We start from the raw sequence: 15,420 nt of genomic DNA, 5'->3' as shown, positions 1-15,420 counted from the left end.
GATGGTTCGTTACGCGACTGGCCAGAGGCCGGGAACGTGAGCACCGTGAGGTGCGAAGAACTGGAGCAGGAGGATACTGAAGGTCTTGGACTAGCGACTGGCCGAAGGAGCGGGGTTCGAGGAGACCGAAGGTCTTTGAGAACGCGAAGTTCGTGCGATTGTTGACGTGTTCTTTTCGCGCTTTGCTCCCTTAGTGCTCCTACACCCGTCGTTCCGCTGTGTGTACCCCGTATCTGACGGTGCTCGCGCTCCGGACGTTCCGTCCGTCACACCCGGAAAGACCCAACACCCTTCACATCCGCCCCACGGCGCACCGGAGCGTCCCGCGAACCTCCCGGATGGGACAGCGGTCGCAGAGCGGTGACGTTTTGCAGACGGTCTTTCCCAGACAGACGATCTGGGCGTGGTAGTCGTTGAAGAGGGCCACGTCAGGGTCGAGGTTCTCGGCAAAGAGGCGCTGTGTCCGGTCGTAGGACGCCCCTTCGGGGAGGAGGCCGTAGCGCGAGAATATCCGCCGGGTGTAGGCGTCGACGACGAAGACCGGCTTTTCGCAGGCATACAGCAGGATGGTGTCCGCCGTCTCCTTCCCGAACCCCCGGAGGGCGAGCAGCCGCTCGCGGAGTTCCCTGGTCTCCACGGCCGCCATCGCCGCCGGGTCGGCCCCGAACTCGGCAACATAGACCCCGGCGAACTCATGGATCCGCTCCGCTTTCTGGTTGTAGAACCGGGAAGGGACGATCCGGCGGGCGATATCAGCGGGATCGGCCGCAGCGAGCAGGTGCGGGTCGAGCATCCCGGCGTCCTCGAGGTTGCGGACGGCCTGCGCCGCGTTTTTCCAGGAGACGTTCTGGGTCAGGATCGCGCCGACCATCGTCTCGAAGGGCGTCTCTGCAGGCCACCAGCCCTGGTGGCCGAACGCCGCGAAGAGGGCGTCGTAGACGAGCGTGAGGTCCTCGGTGAGCGTCGCCGCCATCACCGCCACCAGGGCTTCGCGGCGATCGGCATGTGCCAGTCCGTCCCGAACGCCCGGTCGGTCACCCGGATCCCGGGCGGGGCCTGCCGGCGCTTGAACTCCGCCTGCTCGACCCTCCGGAGGACGTCCCGCACCGTCTCCCCCGGATACCCGGCGGCGATGATCTCGCCCGGGGACTCGAAGCAGTCGATGTGGCGGTGAAGGATCGCGTCGAGGAGGTCGTAGGGGGGAAGGCTCTCCTGGTCGGTCTGGCCGGGCCGGAGCTCCGCCGAGGGCGGCTTGTTGAGCACCCGCTCGGGGATGACAGGTCCCTTCGCGTTCAGCCACCGTGCTATCCGGTAGACCATCCCCTTCGGGACGTCGCCGATCACGGATAGCCCCCCTGCCGCATCCCCATACAGCGTGGAGTAGCCGACCGCAACCTCCGACTTGTTCCCGGTCGAGAGGAGCATGGAGCCGAACTTGTTTGCGAGGGCCATCAGGACCGTTGCCCGGATCCTGGCCTGCAGGTTCTCCTCCGTGATGTCGGGGGGGAGCCCGGCGAAGACCCCCGCGAGGGTGCCGTCGAACGCCTCCATCACCGGGGTTATCGGGAGGCAGTATGTCCTTATCCCGAGGTTCGCCGCAAGTTCCCGGGCATCCTCGATGCTTTCGGCGGAGGTGTAGGGGGAGGGGAGGAGCACCCCGAGGACGTTCTCCGGCCCGAGCGCCCGGACAGCGACGGCGGCCACGAGCGAGGAGTCGATCCCGCCGGAGAGGCCGAGGTGGGCGGATCTAAACCCGCATTTGTGGACGTAGTCGCGGGTGCCGAGCACCAGCGCCTGCCAGATCTCGGCCTCAACTCCCCGGTCGTCAGGCGCGACCGCCTGCGGGACGGGGCGGGCGAGATCGACGGTCACGACGTCCTCGGCAAAGGCCGCACCGCGGGCGATGAGGGTCCCGTCTGCGGAGAAGACAGAACTCCGGCCGGCAAAGACCAGGTCGTCGTTCCCGCCGACGAGGTTTACCGAGGCGACCGGGACCCCGTACTCCTTCGCGACCCCCGAGAGCATCTCCTCGCGCAGGCGCCCTCTGCCGGCGGCAAACGGCGATGCGGAGAGGGTCACGATCACATCCGGCACCGGTCCGCCGCACAGGACCTCCTCACCGATAGCGACCCCGACCGTCCTTTCGCCGATGCGGAGGGGTTCGGGATGTTCGGCCGCCGGCTCGAAGTAGCGGCCTTCGTCGAGCGGGCCGGAGGAGAGCCGGGCCTTCCGGAAGGTCTGTACTACCGCCCCGTCTCGGAGGAGGGCGGCGGCGTTGCAGAGCGGCCGGCCGGTTCCGTCGGGGTTCGGCCCGGCGAAACCGACGAGCACCGGCGGCGCACCGGCGAGTCTTGCGGCCAGGTCTTCCAGGACGGCGATGCTCCGTGCGATAAATCCCGCATCAAGCAGCAGGTCGCGGGGAGGGCATCCGGTCAGGGAGAGTTCCGGAGCGGCGATCAGGTCCGGTTCGTGACGGGCTGCCTCCACGGCGCCTGCCGCTATCCGGTCGGCATTGCCGGCGAGGTCGCCGACAACCGTGTTCACCTGGAGGAGTGAGATCTTCATGGTTGCTCCCGGATTATCCTGATCAATAATGGCGGAACGGATGGCATATGCCTTTTGCATGATCTCGTCTGCGTGGAACGGAGCCGCCGGAGCCGGAGGGCCGGCCGGCCGATCAGATCCATTTTAAAGCCTAAACGCCAAAGCGCCTTGTAGAGAACATGCAGAGAGCGTACCGCGGAATGGTGTTCCCCGCCTGGCTATTCGGAGGGGCGGCTGTGCTCAATAACCGTATCCGGAGGCGAACAGCCTGATCACCGGGCGCCGCCGGTCAGCGCGGGAGGATACCCGGCTCCTCCTGCTCGCGGCATCGGTCCTCATCGCCTTCGCCGCAAACGCCGCCGGGCTTTTAGCCGGCATCACCAGCGTCCTCCCGCACCTGCTGTACCTGCCGATCGTGCTTGCCGCCTACTGGTTCCCCCGCCGCGGCATCGTCTTCTCGATCGCCCTCGCCCTCGGCTACCTGGCGTTGATCCTGCCGTTCGCCGGGAGCGATCTCGGACTGGTCGTCCCGACGCTCGCGCGGGCGGTGGTCTTCGCTGCCATCGGCACCGTTGTATCGCTCCTCTCCCTCCGGTTGCGGGAGCAGGAGGAGCGCTACCGGGGAGTTTTCGACAACTCCGAGGCGGGAACGTTCATCGTTGCAATGGGAGAGGCCGGCCCGCGCATCGAGGAGGCCAACTACGTGGGCGCCACCCTTCTCGGCTCCACGGAAAAAGACCTGATCGGCAAGCCCGTCGCCGCGTTCCTCGACGACCCCGGTGCCTGGGAAGCGTTCAGGACGGAGATCGACCGGAACGGTGCCGTCTACGAGTATGAGACGGTCCTCCGCCGCGCCGATGGGGCCGCGGTCCGGGTGCTCGCGTCGGGCGGCCGGCTCACCGGCGGCGGGATCGTCCTCACGCTTGTCGACATCACCGCCCGGACGAACGCCGAGGACGCGCTCCGCCGGACAAATGCCAAACTGAACATGCTGGGCAGGCTCACCCGGAACGACCTGATGGCGGCGGTATCCACCCTCCTTGAGCGGATCGCCGCAGGGATGCGGCAGTTCGACGACCCCGCCGTCCGCCGGCACCTGGAGGACCTCTCCCTGGATGCCCGGCTCGTGGAGCGCCGCGCCGAGATCACCCGCGACTACCAGGACCTCGGCCTCCGGCCGCCGGGGTGGCAGCCGCTACAGGCGGTGGTCCGGGAAGCGGCGTCGTGTCTGCTGCTCCCGGGGATATCGGTCCGGCCCTGGGTGGAGCGGGTCGAGGTCTTCGCCGACCCGATGCTCGACCGGGTCTTTGCGAACCTGATCGAGAACGCAGCCCGCCACGGGAAGACAGTTTCAAAGGTCGTCATCACCTACCGGATCCGGGACGACGGGCTCTCGATCTGTGTCGAGGACGACGGTCAGGGTGTTCCCGAAACAGAGAAAGAGAGAATATTTGCATACGGTATCGGCACCGAGAGCGGGCTCGGGCTCTTCCTCGTCCGGGAGATCCTCTCCATCACCGGCATGACGATCCAGGAGACCGGGACGCCTGGTAAGGGGGCGAGGTTCGTGATACACGTGCCTCCGGACGGATACCGGATCATTTGAGGTGAAACCATGTTTGCAAAGGTGCTCATCCCGACAGACCTCTCCGATGCCTCCGCTGCAATGGCGGAGCGGGTCGGTGAGGTCCCGGGCGTCCGTGAGGTCGTCCTCTTCCACGCCCGGACAGCGGCCGGCCCCTCGCCTGCCGAAGACGTGCTCCGCCGGATGCAGGAGCGGGTGCAGCAGCAGGGATACCCCGCCGAGGTGGTGATAGCGGAAGACGACGGGACGCCTGTCCCCGAGAGGATACTCAAAGCCGCCGCCGGGAGGGGTGCGAACCTGATCGCGATGGGGGTCAGGGACCAGGGCCTGCTCCGGAACCTCTTCTCCGGGAACGTTGCGGCCACCGTGCTCCGGGATGCCCGGACCCATGTTCTGATCGTCCCGCAGTCGGGAGACAGCCGGCCGCCGCTCTTTGCACGGGTGCTGGCCCCGACCGATCTCGCGGCACCGTCTCCTGAGGTCCGCGCGGCCCTGGAAGACCCTGTTGGGACCGGGACGGCGGTGCTCCTGCACGTCGTCGAACCCGGACACGCGGAGACGGAGCAGGAGGCCGGTGACCGGCTTGCGTCTCTTCGTGCCGGCCTCTCTCCCACGGGGCGAAACATTGAGGCGCTGGTACGGGCCGGAGACCCGGCGCGCACCATCTGTGCCGTGGCGGACGAGATCGGTGCCTCTGCGGTCGTGATCCCGCGCATCGGAAAACGCGACGCCGCGGGAAGGGCGACGCTCGGGAGCGTTGCGAGCGCCGTCGCGGGGTGTGTAAAGCCGCCGGTGCTGGTGCTGGCGGTCTCGATCCACCTGCAGATCGAGGTCCGGGAACTGCGGAGCGAGGAGTTCGGGCTCGCCGAAGAGATCTGGCTCGACTACCACGAGTTGAAGGCCGACCCGAAGACGGACCGGATATTCGGGGTCTTTGCGGACGGCACCCTCGTCTCCGTTGCCCGGTGCCGGCGGCACCCGGACGGCTACGAGGTGGACGGGGTCTTCACCCCGGTCCGGTTCCGGGGCAGGGGGTATGCCCGGCAGGCGATGGACGCACTCGTCGAGGCGTGCCAGCACGACATCCTGTACATGCACGCGGTCCGGAACCTCGTCGACTTCTACGGGGAGTACGGGTTCATATCGATACCGGAGAGCGATCTTCCGCCGACCATCCGGGAGAGGTTCGCGTTTGCTCTCGGTGAGATGGAAGGAACGAACGTCCAGCCGATGCGGCGTGCCGCGGGCCGGTTCCAGCGATAAGAAGAGACCGGAACAGTCTTTGCCGTCTTCGACGGCGCGACCGGTTCAGTCGTCGTAGAGGGCCGGAACTTCCGCCTCGTCGTCGATATCGTCCGGATACGGAACATCGACGACGACCGAGCCGTCTTCGAGGATGTCGCCGATCTCGATAGAAACCCCGGCAGGAAACTCTCGCTCCTCTGTTCGACCGTCAGATCGTTTGACGTATGCCCACATGCTATACCTCCACGAATCCATTGGTTCAGCACTCCCGGCGCACCCCCGGGAGCGTGCTCCTACTCAGTATCAGATAGCAGTCAAATAAAGATGTTCCTGTTTAAAAAGCCGAAGGACGCCGGAATATCCGGGATTTCCGGGACGGTGCGGGTAAAAGCGCGCGTCGGGTATGCCTCCTGTGGCACCCCGCCGTTCTGCCGGAGCGCCGGGGCGATGAACAGCCATATATATCGTGACGGCGGTCAGGAATCCATATATGCGCATCGGCATCCTCTCGGACACACATGACAACCTCGAAATGGTGGACGCGGCTGTAGAACAGCTCAACAGGGAGCGGGTGGACCTGGTACTGCATGCGGGAGATTACGTCTCGCCGTTCGTTGTCCCCCGGCTTGCGAACCTGCAGTCACCCATGATCGGCGTTCTCGGGAACAACGACGGCGACCACCGGCTCCTTTCGGCACGGTTCGCCGAGCACGACAGGCTCAGCCTGCGGGGAGCGTTTGCCGCCGTCACTGCGGGCGGCATGACGATCGGGCTGCTGCACGGTGACGACCGTGAACTTCTGCAGGCGCTCATCGGGCGAAAGGCCTTCGATGTCGTGGTTCACGGCCACACCCACCAGTCGGTGGTCCGGGTCCTCGGGTCGACGCTGGTCGTCAACCCCGGGGAGGCCTGCGGTTACCTGTCCGGCCGGCCGACCATTGCCGTGCTGGATACCGTGACCCGGAACGTGGAACTGATCACCCTGTGATTCGGGAAAAAAGGACGGTGCGGGTTATACCGCATCCTCTGGCTCTTCGCCGAGCTCTGTTTCGAGTTCCCAGGCAGGCGTCCCGGCATCCCCGAGATCCGCCCTTAAGGTTGCCTCGGAGACCTCGAGCGTCTCAGGGACATCGAAGTAGAGATAGCCCTTCAGCGACTCGTACCGCTCGAGTGGCTTTTTGTCGAACGACTCACCGAGCGTGGTGAAGGGCGGGGCCTGCAGGGGCGCAACCGTCGACCCCTGGTATTCGAGAACGAATGCGTCCCGTCCGGGTGTCTCGATGGTGTAGAGGTCGGAGTCGCCCTTGTGCCCGAGGTTGGTCGACTTGACGGCAACGAGGAGGAACATGCGCCCTTCGCCCGCTTCGACTTTCGTTGTCGACGCATTGGTGGAGACTTCCTGGTACTCCGTTGCGGTCCGGGTGGACTCCGCAAGCAGCGAGACCATATTCTCGCCTGACGGGTCGTCATACGTGTAGCGGTCCAGGAGCGGGAGCACCTTCTCCGGCGGTGCGGCCGGGATCGGCCCTGCGGTAGGTGTCCCGGCGCTCATCACGGACATACGGGTGCCGGGGGCCGGCTGCCACTCCCCGGCCTGCTGGCTAACCGTTTCAAGGCCTTCCGATGCTATGGTCAGGTCCCTGAAGGCCGTCGAAACGGCATTTCCGCTGGTATTCATCGGGTCGAGCAACGTCTCGCTTGCCGCGGAGTATGCGCCGATCGACCTGATGAACTCGTCCTTGACGGGCTGGCGTTCCAGAGAGACCTGAAGCGGCTGCACCTCGCGTAGCAGCCTGACGGAGAACGCGTGCAGGTCGTCCGCCGCTACGGCGGCGGCGTCCGCATCCTGCTGGTAGAGGGCATGCGCATGCTCCATCGAGAGTCTCATCAGGCGGATGCTGGCGGTGCTGATCAGCCTTATCAGCCGTTCGTCGTCGTAGTTGCCGGTCTCGTCCGGAGGCGCATCAATCGCAGGCACTACCTGATCTGGATCGGGGACACCGGGCCCGGTCGGGACGGGGGCTTCACCGGAAGCATTCCACCCGTCCGGAAGTGCCGGGAATGCGTCGGAAGCGTTCTCCTCGCCCGGAAGTGCCGGGAATGCGTCGGAAGCGTTCTCCGTATCCGGGAGTGCCGGGGTCGCATCGGAGGCGTTCCCTGCATCCGGGGTAACCGTGTCGTCCGGGGGTATGGAGGTGCTGGATGGCTCAGATTCGTTCTCCGCCGCCGAAAGAGCGTTGAATGAGAACGGTAACAGTTCTCCAGACTCCAGCGTCATGAGCCCCTGGCCGGAGCCGGCAACAGCCGGTACTGAGAGGAGGAATCCCGCGCAGACGGCAATCCCTAAGAAAATTAGAGCATTCTCACGATGTTTGCTCATGTGCATTTTTCTTTCAATTGCTGAATATAAATATTATTATATTGCCTGTTTTAAAAAAAGGCCTCTCCGGAGAAACCATTTCCTGTACCGACGGCTATCATCCATCTGCGGGTCGGCACATTGGCCCGCATAACTACGCTCCAGGGAGGCCGAAGTCAGGAACGGCCGGCAAAAAAAACCTTTACCGCCTCTCCTGATGCAGCAGGGCCTGCGGGCAGCCTCTTCCTCCTGATTGTGCCGTAAAACCAGAGAATTCCGTCCCAGGGCTCGTCCTGGTCGGGCATTTACCCTATCTCCGGAGATGGAATGCCTTCCTGTGGAAACTTATATGAACTCTCGCAGGTTACCGGCATAGGAGGATGCCTGATGGAGATCGTGAAGATCCCGAGTATGGATAAAGAAGAGTACGATAAACTCATCGCGGAAGGGTTTGTCAGCCGTATTGCATTTCAGGGGGGTAAATACCCGTATATCGCTCCGTTCCTGTACGTTTTCGATGGAAAGTTTCTCTACTTCCTGGCGACCAAGTACGGCAGGAAGAACGACCTCTTCCGGCAGCACCCCTACGTCTCCGTCGAGATCGAGAAGTATTCCGGCGACCTCTCCTGCTACACGTTCGTGACCATGCAGGGGTACCTGGTGCAGCTTGAGGACGCGATCGAGAAGAAGATCATCCGGGAGAAGTTCGTGAGCATGATCAAGGCGCACAACCTCTCGCAGAACATCCTTGCGGCGCTCGGCCACAAGCCCGAAGAGCCGCTCGAAGCGATCGCTTCCGAAGAACGCTCGAACATCTGGAAACTTACCGGCGTGACCGATATCGTTGCCCTGAAAAACCTCTAACCCTTTTTGCCGGGACCCCGGGGCAGGGCCGCCGCCCGTCCCGGGTGCCGGAACCATTATGAGCCGGAAGGGCACGGGACGGCTATGCCCCCTTCCCGACGCCATGCGGCAATCGCCGTTCTTCTCGCCGCACTGCTGGCAGCACCGCCCGCCCTCGCTCACGCTCCCCTCTTTGCCCGGGACGGCTCCTCGCCGGACCCGGCGTTCGTCATCGAGGACCCTGCGAAGTCGTGGGTGATCTACGGCACGCTGCCCGACGGCCCCGCCGCCCGCTACTACCGGTTCCGGATGGAGGAAGGGGAGCGGATATACGCGACGCTCCAGGTCCCGCGTGCGGGCGGGTTCGTGCCCGGCATGGTGCTCGCGGGGCCGGGCATCGAGCGTTCGGGCACCATCCCGCCCTATGTCGAGGTCCCGGAGGGCGCCGGCACGATAACGGTGCCGGGGAGGCTTCCAGAGCAGCCGGAGTACGAACCGTTCACGCCGTCGAAACTCTACAGACTCGCCCGGATCGATACGCCGGCACCGGCGGCCGGCGATTACACCCTTGCGGTCTACACATCGGGAGAGGGAGGGAACTACGCCCTCGCGCTCGGCTACGTCGAATCATTTACCGTGGGAGAGTGGATCCGGATCCCGGTCGACGTCGCCGCCATCCACCGCCACGAGGGACAGCCGCTCCTCCTGATCTTCGCACCGATGATCGCCGTCCTCGCGATAGGAGCCGCCCTGCTGCTCCGGCGGCGGCGATCTCTCTTCACCCTCTCCGGAGCGATTGCCGGTCTCCTCTTCATCGGGAGCGGCGCCATGACCCTGATGCAGACGGCCATCGCGGCCGCAGGAACGAACCCCGGCGCCGCTCTCCTCCTGACCCTCGCCTTCGGGCTCATCCCCGTTCTTCTCGGGGTCTCGGCGCTCCTGGTGGCCTTTCGCAGGCACATCGGGGCCGGGGAGCGCATCGCCATGGTGGCGCTCGGGGTTCTCGCCCTCGTCACCTGGGCGGGGCTCGTGGTCGGGCCGCTGCTCGCCGTTGTCGCCGCTACCCTGCCGGCACGCCGCCACACACCGTCCTGATTACTCCAGGAGCGGGTCGAGCATCCCCTGCGCCGTATCGATCAGCCCGGTGAGCCCTTCCGGCGTGGCGGTTCCCTTCTCCATCCAGCGGATGATGCCGCGCCCGTCCAGGAGGTAGATGTAGGCGAGCGACGCATCGTCGATCCCGTAGGCCCGCCGGCACCGCTCGATATCGTCCGGCACCGTCAGCACCAGGTCGTGCTGTGCGGGAGGGACGCCGCCCGCGAGTCCCTGCCGGATGCGGTCGGCAAGGGATCTCCCGATGAGGCTGTCGCCGACAACCGTAACGAGATAGGTCGTCACCCGGGGATTTTCGGTGAACGCCCCGGCAAAGGGCCCGCTCCATGAATCCGCGATTGGCCCGGCAGACTCGAGGAAGACGAGGACGATGAGCGAAACGTCGCCCTCCGCAACGTCCGGGAGCGTGACGACCCTGCCGGAGAGGGATGCGGCCATGAGGGTGGGAAACACCCTGCCGAGAGCCGCCGGCACCGGCTCGGTGGTTGCTGCCGTTCTGTTCATGGGCTGCGAGTTGGGGTATCCTCCTGATAAAGCCTCTCCCGGGGGGAGGAGCGTTGCGTCAGGCACTATACCTATGAACCACAATACCCTCTTTCAGGAGGCCTATGATCTGCATAGGGGAAGGATGGGAAGAGGTCGTCGCGGCGCTCCAGGATATCCCGGAGCGGGTCTACGTCGTCGGATCGACGGACAGCGGAAAGACGACGTTCTGCCGCTACCTCGTCGACGAGGCGGCAGCGTGCATGAGGACGGCATACGTCGACTGCGACACCGGGCAGTCCCGGCTTGGCCCTCCGACGACCGAGGGGATGGCGCTCTACCCCGGTCCATCGAAGCCCTGCCTCCGGTTCGTCGGTTCGACGTCGCCGGGCGGCCACTTCGTCCAGACCATCACGGGAGCGAAACGCCTCGTCGAGAAAGCAGCCGAACGTGGGGCCCGCACCACCGTCATCGACTCGCCCGGGCTCGTCGCCGGCGGGGTGGGCATTGAGTTCCAGTTGCAGATGATCGACCTCCTCCGCCCCACCCGCATCGTCGCCCTCCAGCGCGGGCGGGAGCTCGAACGGCTGCTCGCGAACTTCGCCCGGCACCCAGGGGTTGTGATCCACCGCCTTCCGGTCTCGCCTGCGGTCGTCACCCGGCCCGCCGCCGGACGGCGGCGCTACCGCGAGGAGCAGTTCGCATCCTATTTTGCCGACGCGAAGTCGCAGGAAGTCTCGCTCCGGCAGCTCGGGCTCCAGGGCAGGGTGCCCGACATGAGGGATCCCCGCGGGGCCGCCGGAAGACTGGTCTCCTTAAACGACGCCGAGAACTTCGTCCTCGCCCTCGGCATCGTCGAAGACCTGCACCCCGGAAGGCGCCTGCTTGAGGTTGTTGCCCCGCCCTTCGACCCGGCCGCGGTCGCATCGGTCCGGTTCGGATCGATCTCCCTGGACCTCGGGGCGGCTCCGGGGTCGATGGAGTCGCGCCGGCCCTGACCCTCACGCCCCGATGAGCGAGAGGAAGACCACGTATACGGCTGTCTGGGCGAGGGTGAGCGGGATGCCGACCCGCGCAAACTCGGCGAACGTCAGCGTCTCGCCGTCCCTCTCCGCGCCCTGGATGACGATGACGTTGCTGGCCGCCCCGAGGATCAGCATATTTCCGGCGATGGTGCTGCCGGCCGCAAGCGCCATCATCCCGACGGTGGATGTCCCGAGGTGCGAGAGCGCGGGGAGGGAGAGGGCGACGAAGGGGACGTTCGAGACGAACTGGGAGACGATGACGCCCAGCACGACGATGACCGGGACGGCGCCGAGATCAAGGGAACTCTCTTCGATGAGCGGCTGGATGAACCCGGACTGCCAGACACTCGCCATAAGGACGAAGAGGGCGGCGAAGAAGACCAGGGTCGGCCAGTCGATCCTGCGGAGGATCTCGCACCGCCGCCTGCTCCCGGCGAGGACGGGTATGGCCGCAACGACCGCGATCCAGGTCAGCCGGATATCGATCTGTGGGACGAGCATGACCACGGCGACCCTGGCGGCGATCAGGAGGACGAGCAGGATGAGCGAGAATCGCGAGAGGGCCGCAAGTTCGGGGTCACGGATCTCCTCCTCGCGGTGGACCAGCGGTGTGGGGTGGAGTTCGCCCGGAAACGCCCGGCAGAGGAAGACGTAGGTGAGCAGGAGCGAGATTGCCGTCGGGACGGCCAGGTAGAGCGGGAACGTAATGAACGGGTTCTCGATCCCGCCCGAGAGCGCGATAAGGAGGTTCTGCGGGTTTCCGATGGGGCTTGCGACGCTCCCCGTCGTGACGGCGAATGCAAGCGTAAGAAGCAGGAGTTTTGGGGAGATGCCGTGCCGCCGGGCGAAGTAGAGCATCAGCGGGGTGCCGACGACCGCGAGCGTGTCGTTCATCAGGAGCGCCGAGAGCACGCCTGCTCCGGCGAGGATGAGAACGAGCAGGTGCCGGACCGACCCCGCCCGCGAAAAGAGGCGAAAGGAGAGGTGATAGAGGTAGCCGCTCGCCGCAAGCGCTTCTCCGATCACGAACATGAAGAAGAGGAAGAGCATCACGTCGAGGTTGACGGACGCAAGCGCATCGAGTGGCGTGATCGATCCCGTCGCGAGGACCACGAGCGCGCCGAGGAGCATCACCTGCCAGATGCGGAAGTTGACGTTCCCGATCTTTCGGACCGCGATCAGGAGGAAGACGATGACAAGAACGACGAGGGGGATGAGTGTGCCCATGGTACCGCCGGCAAGGGACTGCGCTTACCGAGAGCGTTTGCTTTGTATCCGAAAAAAGGATCGTGCGGCCGGAAAGCCGCCTCAGCCTTCCAGCCCGACGGTATAGTTGATGACGCTTTCACAGATGTCGCCGGAGTATTCTCCGATCCGCCGGATACTGTCTGTGATCTGCCTCATCGGGATCGCCGCCACCGCCTCGAACCGGAGCACCCGGGTATCGATCTCCCGGGTTTTCTCCTCGAGGTCGCGCACCCCCTGCAGCGTCTCGTTGGCCTTCCTGATGTCCCCCGTATGGAACGCTTCCATGCTCCAGGAAAAGATCTGCAGGGCAAGCGCGCTCGCTTCGTCCATGAGGTCGAGCGTCGCCGCCTCGACCTCGCGGTCGATCAGGGCGAGGGCGTTATGCGCCACCCGGGTGGCGTGGTCGGCTATCCGCTCGATGATCCTGCTGACCTGAAGGTAGTGCGCCGCCTGGTTTACCGGGATGCCCATCCGGCGCGAGAGCGTGGCGTCGCTTATGATGAGGTTATCCTGCCGCGCAACCAGCCAGTGCAGCCGGTCGACTTCCGTATCCCGCCCGACGACATCCCCGGCAAGAGCCGCGTCGCGTCCTCTTACCACAGCCATCGCATCCTGCTGCATGCCCCGCGCGAGAAGGTGCATCCGCTTGATGGTGTTCTCAAACGGCATCTCTGCGGGGTTGAGGAGATCCTTGATCGTTATCGAGGACTCCGTTTCGCCGACCACCTCCTGCCCGATCGCCATCTGGGTGAACTCCCTGACCAGTTGCAGGATGAACGGCGGCAACCGTCCCTTCGATTCAAGGCGGATGACCGCAAAGCCCGCGATATACGCCCCTATGAGGAGACGGAGCAGGTCGGTGCGGTCCGTCGCGGCACCGACCTCGAAGACCCTGGTCCGCTGGGCCGTCTCTCCGCTGATCTTCGGGGTGACCAGAAGCGAGCCGTCGGGCTGCACGATCAGCCCCACCGGATCGTTCTTCTGGATGTTCGCGGACCTGATCCACTGTTTCGGCAGGGATACGATGTATGACGAACCGCCGGTGATCTGAACTTTCCTGATCTCCATGGGTTGGTACGCGTTGGCACCGTCAGGGTATATGCATTCTCTGTAGTATATACGCTACCGGAGTTTATTGTGGGTGAATATACTCATATAGTCCTCTTCGGGAACACCTATCCGCCCGGTATACTCACGCAATAAGCACCTGGCCCGGATCGGCAGAGTGCCCGGGGGACGGGCACGCCAGGAAGAAGCTGGGGCCCGAGCAGGCACCATGAACCCCCTTTCGGGCGGGAGCATGCCGCTCAACGGGGAGATTGGATCTGATCACCCCATGATGGAGGACCCGCACAACATCCCCCGGTGCATCGACTACGTGATGATCGCACGCTACCTGGAACGCTGTGCCGATCACGCCTGCGATACCACCGGTGAGCGGGTAGTAGTGAAGTGATACGGCACAGGCCGCTAACTCCACATGAGCCACGAGATCCAGAGAAGCAGAACGATCAGCAGCACGATCAGTGCGACCGACCATGTCACGTATCGCTTTGCGACATTCTGGTCGCGGGTATCCCGGGGCTTGATCTTCAGCACGGTCACGGCGACGAGCGCGCCCGCTATCAGTCCGACAACCTGCCCGGCCACCAGCAGCGCAGTAGTGATCATGCTCATGGGCTGGAGCACCAGAACAAGGCCGGCCACCACCGTCGGCGGGATGATGGCGGCAGCGATGGCGACGCCGGCGATCACCTCCGAAGTGCCCCGGTTGAATGCCACCACCGCCGCGAACCCGAGGAGCACCGCCATTATCGTGTAGATGGGGTTCACCACGAGGCGCGTGGCGATCTCGTCGGTCAATCCGAGCGGTATGACGAGGTTGATGAGAAAGGTGGCGACTGCGGAGAGGACGAGGACACCCAGGAGCAGCGCCGCAAGCACGCCGAGGCAACGCAGGGCGTTCTCGATCTTGCCGAGAGCGGCATAGACGGAGAACCCGTAGATCGGGCCCATGATCGGGGAGAGGAGCATCGCCCCGATGATGATCGTCTGGTTATCGAGGAGCAGGCCGGAGAGCGCCACCAGCCCGGCGATGGACGTCAACGACAACTTTTCCAGATCCAGGGTCCCATAATCCTTAACGGTGTCGAGCAGTTTCTCGACCGGCGTCTTCTCTTCCTTTTTTTCGACCTTCTTCTCGGCACGTTTCAGGAGCGACGAGATGACGAACTCCGGTGTCGATACCTCGATTATGTTCTCGTTGTAGCGCAGGTCCAGTACGGCCTGGATCTTCTCGATCAGGTCGTCGAGGTTCTCCTCCGGCGTGTATATGGTGATCTGGTAGATGTCCTGAACGAGCGATATCGTATAATGGAGGCCTTCAAGAACCTCTTCTATCTTTTCATGCCCGTCTTCCCGGACGTGCACAACGATCTTTTTCATGATTGGATCCGCACACTTCCAGAGGGTGTGGCCCTCTGATCGGGTACTGCCCGATCAACCGAGCGATACCTTATTCGACGACTCTGTGACTCCCGATGCGCTCTCTGCCGCTTGCGGGCTTTGTGTGAAATCTCGCTTAACAAACCCACTGAATCAGTGCTCCATGGCGCGGCAGCGCGGGCGTTGTAGGGTGGAAAAAATATCGGCACAGCAGCTCCCGTCTCGCCATTTATGGCATCTCCGCCGTCCACAGGCGCGACCCCGGCAACGGTACTGTCCACGGATAGTGTAATGGCGGGAAGTGAATTTAAAGTTTCCCGGACACGCAGGAGAAGCGGCGATCCGGTATCGGTTCGTCCGACCGGAGGCGGGGGAGGGCCGCCGTGCTGCCGGACCGCAAGGAGGCAGCGCAAACGGTGCGCCGTGCTGAAGGGACATACCTGCCGGTCAACAGGAATCCTGAAGAATGGAAGTTAGAGAGAAGAGGACACACTGAAAAGACGACGTCAAGGGGGGAAGTGTCTTACGTG

Annotated in this window: 17 protein-coding genes; 7 read left to right on the top strand and 10 right to left on the bottom strand. The window is 64.3% G+C overall.

All coding sequences use genetic code 11. The features are described from left to right. Positions 1-292 precede the first annotated feature (292 nt). From HL657_RS10795 to HL657_RS10785, 3 genes are all read right to left on the bottom strand, one after another. Positions 293-973, bottom strand: a complete 681-nt coding sequence (locus tag HL657_RS10795; protein WP_317296826.1) for an endonuclease III domain-containing protein — start codon at positions 971-973, stop codon at positions 293-295. Then, positions 973-2,565 (bottom strand): NAD+ synthase, encoded by a 1,593-nt coding sequence (locus HL657_RS10790; protein WP_317296825.1) that lies wholly within the window; start codon positions 2,563-2,565, stop codon positions 973-975. The genes HL657_RS10795 and HL657_RS10790 overlap by 1 nt, the downstream gene beginning before the upstream one ends. 219 nt (positions 2,566-2,784) lie before the next feature. Beyond that, positions 2,785-2,922: a hypothetical protein gene (locus HL657_RS10785; protein ID WP_317296824.1), complete on the bottom strand. Its 138-nt coding sequence runs from the start codon at positions 2,920-2,922 to the stop codon at positions 2,785-2,787. 37 nt (positions 2,923-2,959) lie between these two features. Here HL657_RS10785 and HL657_RS10780 point away from each other — a divergent pair, with 37 nt between their 5' ends. Both HL657_RS10780 and HL657_RS10775 read left to right on the top strand, forming a co-directional pair. Beyond that, positions 2,960-4,150 (top strand): ATP-binding protein, encoded by a 1,191-nt coding sequence (locus HL657_RS10780; protein ID WP_317296823.1) that lies wholly within the window; start codon positions 2,960-2,962, stop codon positions 4,148-4,150. Between the two features lie 9 nt (positions 4,151-4,159). Further along, positions 4,160-5,392 (top strand): GNAT family N-acetyltransferase, encoded by a 1,233-nt coding sequence (locus tag HL657_RS10775; protein WP_317296822.1) that lies wholly within the window; start codon positions 4,160-4,162, stop codon positions 5,390-5,392. Between the two features lie 45 nt (positions 5,393-5,437). Here HL657_RS10775 and HL657_RS10770 read toward each other — a convergent pair whose 3' ends face one another. Next, positions 5,438-5,608 carry a hypothetical protein gene (locus HL657_RS10770; protein ID WP_317296821.1) on the bottom strand — a complete coding sequence of 57 codons (171 nt, stop codon included), beginning with the start codon at positions 5,606-5,608 and terminating at the stop codon, positions 5,438-5,440. 256 nt (positions 5,609-5,864) lie between these two features. Between HL657_RS10770 and HL657_RS10765 the strand changes: the two genes are divergently transcribed. Beyond that, the gene (locus HL657_RS10765; RefSeq protein ID WP_317296820.1) at positions 5,865-6,362 is read left to right on the top strand and encodes a metallophosphoesterase; all 498 of its coding nucleotides are present in this window, start codon (positions 5,865-5,867) and stop codon (positions 6,360-6,362) included. 24 nt (positions 6,363-6,386) lie between these two features. Here the strand turns inward: HL657_RS10765 and HL657_RS10760 are convergent, their stop codons facing one another. Next, positions 6,387-7,754, bottom strand: coding sequence for a hypothetical protein (locus HL657_RS10760; RefSeq protein ID WP_317296819.1), 1,368 nt, complete (start codon positions 7,752-7,754; stop codon positions 6,387-6,389). 155 nt (positions 7,755-7,909) lie between these two features. Next, positions 7,910-8,038 (bottom strand): hypothetical protein, encoded by a 129-nt coding sequence (locus HL657_RS10755; protein WP_317296818.1) that lies wholly within the window; start codon positions 8,036-8,038, stop codon positions 7,910-7,912. A gap of 82 nt (positions 8,039-8,120) precedes the next feature. Between HL657_RS10755 and HL657_RS10750 the strand changes: the two genes are divergently transcribed. Next, entirely contained in the window at positions 8,121-8,597 is a 477-nt protein-coding gene (locus HL657_RS10750; RefSeq protein WP_317296817.1) for a pyridoxamine 5'-phosphate oxidase family protein, read from the top strand. 84 nt (positions 8,598-8,681) lie between these two features. Beyond that, entirely contained in the window at positions 8,682-9,671 is a 990-nt protein-coding gene (locus tag HL657_RS10745; protein ID WP_317296816.1) for a hypothetical protein, read from the top strand. Here the strand turns inward: HL657_RS10745 and HL657_RS10740 are convergent, their stop codons facing one another. Further along, positions 9,672-10,193, bottom strand: coding sequence for a hypothetical protein (locus tag HL657_RS10740; RefSeq protein WP_317296815.1), 522 nt, complete (start codon positions 10,191-10,193; stop codon positions 9,672-9,674). 104 nt (positions 10,194-10,297) lie between these two features. Here HL657_RS10740 and HL657_RS10735 point away from each other — a divergent pair, with 104 nt between their 5' ends. Then, on the top strand, positions 10,298-11,170 hold the full coding sequence (locus HL657_RS10735; protein WP_317296814.1) for a polynucleotide 5'-hydroxyl-kinase: 873 nt from the start codon (positions 10,298-10,300) through the stop codon (positions 11,168-11,170). A 3-nt stretch (positions 11,171-11,173) separates the two neighbouring features. Here HL657_RS10735 and HL657_RS10730 read toward each other — a convergent pair whose 3' ends face one another. Continuing rightward, positions 11,174-12,424 (bottom strand): SLC13 family permease, encoded by a 1,251-nt coding sequence (locus HL657_RS10730; protein ID WP_317296813.1) that lies wholly within the window; start codon positions 12,422-12,424, stop codon positions 11,174-11,176. Between the two features lie 81 nt (positions 12,425-12,505). Further along, on the bottom strand, positions 12,506-13,513 hold the full coding sequence (locus HL657_RS10725; RefSeq protein WP_317296812.1) for a phosphate uptake regulator PhoU: 1,008 nt from the start codon (positions 13,511-13,513) through the stop codon (positions 12,506-12,508). 208 nt (positions 13,514-13,721) lie between these two features. Here HL657_RS10725 and HL657_RS10720 point away from each other — a divergent pair, with 208 nt between their 5' ends. Next, positions 13,722-13,901 carry a hypothetical protein gene (locus tag HL657_RS10720; RefSeq protein WP_394804656.1) on the top strand — a complete coding sequence of 60 codons (180 nt, stop codon included), beginning with the start codon at positions 13,722-13,724 and terminating at the stop codon, positions 13,899-13,901. A gap of 14 nt (positions 13,902-13,915) precedes the next feature. Here HL657_RS10720 and HL657_RS10715 read toward each other — a convergent pair whose 3' ends face one another. Then, complete coding sequence (locus HL657_RS10715) at positions 13,916-14,890, bottom strand: TIGR00341 family protein (protein ID WP_317296811.1); 975 nt, start codon at positions 14,888-14,890, stop codon at positions 13,916-13,918. Positions 14,891-15,420: the final 530 nt, after the last annotated feature.

Origin of the sequence: Methanoculleus nereidis (assembly GCF_032944295.1) — an archaeon.
GTDB lineage: Archaea > Halobacteriota > Methanomicrobia > Methanomicrobiales > Methanoculleaceae > Methanoculleus > Methanoculleus nereidis.
The sequence above is the reverse complement of the archived record's forward strand: the minus strand, read 5'-3'. Positions and strand labels throughout refer to the sequence as shown.

Excerpts from the sequence above, each read along its gene's own strand:
- HL657_RS10795 (WP_317296826.1), bottom strand. The coding sequence starts at position 973 with ATGGCGGCGACGCTCACCGAGGACCTCACGCTCGTCTACGACGCCCTC.
- HL657_RS10790 (WP_317296825.1), bottom strand. The coding sequence starts at position 2,565 with ATGAAGATCTCACTCCTCCAGGTGAACACGGTTGTCGGCGACCTCGCC.
- HL657_RS10785 (WP_317296824.1), bottom strand. The coding sequence starts at position 2,922 with ATGCCGGCTAAAAGCCCGGCGGCGTTTGCGGCGAAGGCGATGAGGACC.
- HL657_RS10775 (WP_317296822.1), top strand. The coding sequence starts at position 4,160 with ATGTTTGCAAAGGTGCTCATCCCGACAGACCTCTCCGATGCCTCCGCT.
- HL657_RS10770 (WP_317296821.1), bottom strand. The coding sequence starts at position 5,608 with ATGTGGGCATACGTCAAACGATCTGACGGTCGAACAGAGGAGCGAGAG.
- HL657_RS10765 (WP_317296820.1), top strand. The coding sequence starts at position 5,865 with ATGCGCATCGGCATCCTCTCGGACACACATGACAACCTCGAAATGGTG.
- HL657_RS10760 (WP_317296819.1), bottom strand. The coding sequence starts at position 7,754 with ATGAGCAAACATCGTGAGAATGCTCTAATTTTCTTAGGGATTGCCGTC.
- HL657_RS10755 (WP_317296818.1), bottom strand. The coding sequence starts at position 8,038 with ATGCCCGACCAGGACGAGCCCTGGGACGGAATTCTCTGGTTTTACGGC.
- HL657_RS10750 (WP_317296817.1), top strand. The coding sequence starts at position 8,121 with ATGGAGATCGTGAAGATCCCGAGTATGGATAAAGAAGAGTACGATAAA.
- HL657_RS10745 (WP_317296816.1), top strand. The coding sequence starts at position 8,682 with ATGCCCCCTTCCCGACGCCATGCGGCAATCGCCGTTCTTCTCGCCGCA.
- HL657_RS10740 (WP_317296815.1), bottom strand. The coding sequence starts at position 10,193 with ATGAACAGAACGGCAGCAACCACCGAGCCGGTGCCGGCGGCTCTCGGC.
- HL657_RS10735 (WP_317296814.1), top strand. The coding sequence starts at position 10,298 with ATGATCTGCATAGGGGAAGGATGGGAAGAGGTCGTCGCGGCGCTCCAG.
- HL657_RS10730 (WP_317296813.1), bottom strand. The coding sequence starts at position 12,424 with ATGGGCACACTCATCCCCCTCGTCGTTCTTGTCATCGTCTTCCTCCTG.
- HL657_RS10725 (WP_317296812.1), bottom strand. The coding sequence starts at position 13,513 with ATGGAGATCAGGAAAGTTCAGATCACCGGCGGTTCGTCATACATCGTA.
- HL657_RS10720 (WP_394804656.1), top strand. The coding sequence starts at position 13,722 with ATGAACCCCCTTTCGGGCGGGAGCATGCCGCTCAACGGGGAGATTGGA.
- HL657_RS10715 (WP_317296811.1), bottom strand. The coding sequence starts at position 14,890 with ATGAAAAAGATCGTTGTGCACGTCCGGGAAGACGGGCATGAAAAGATA.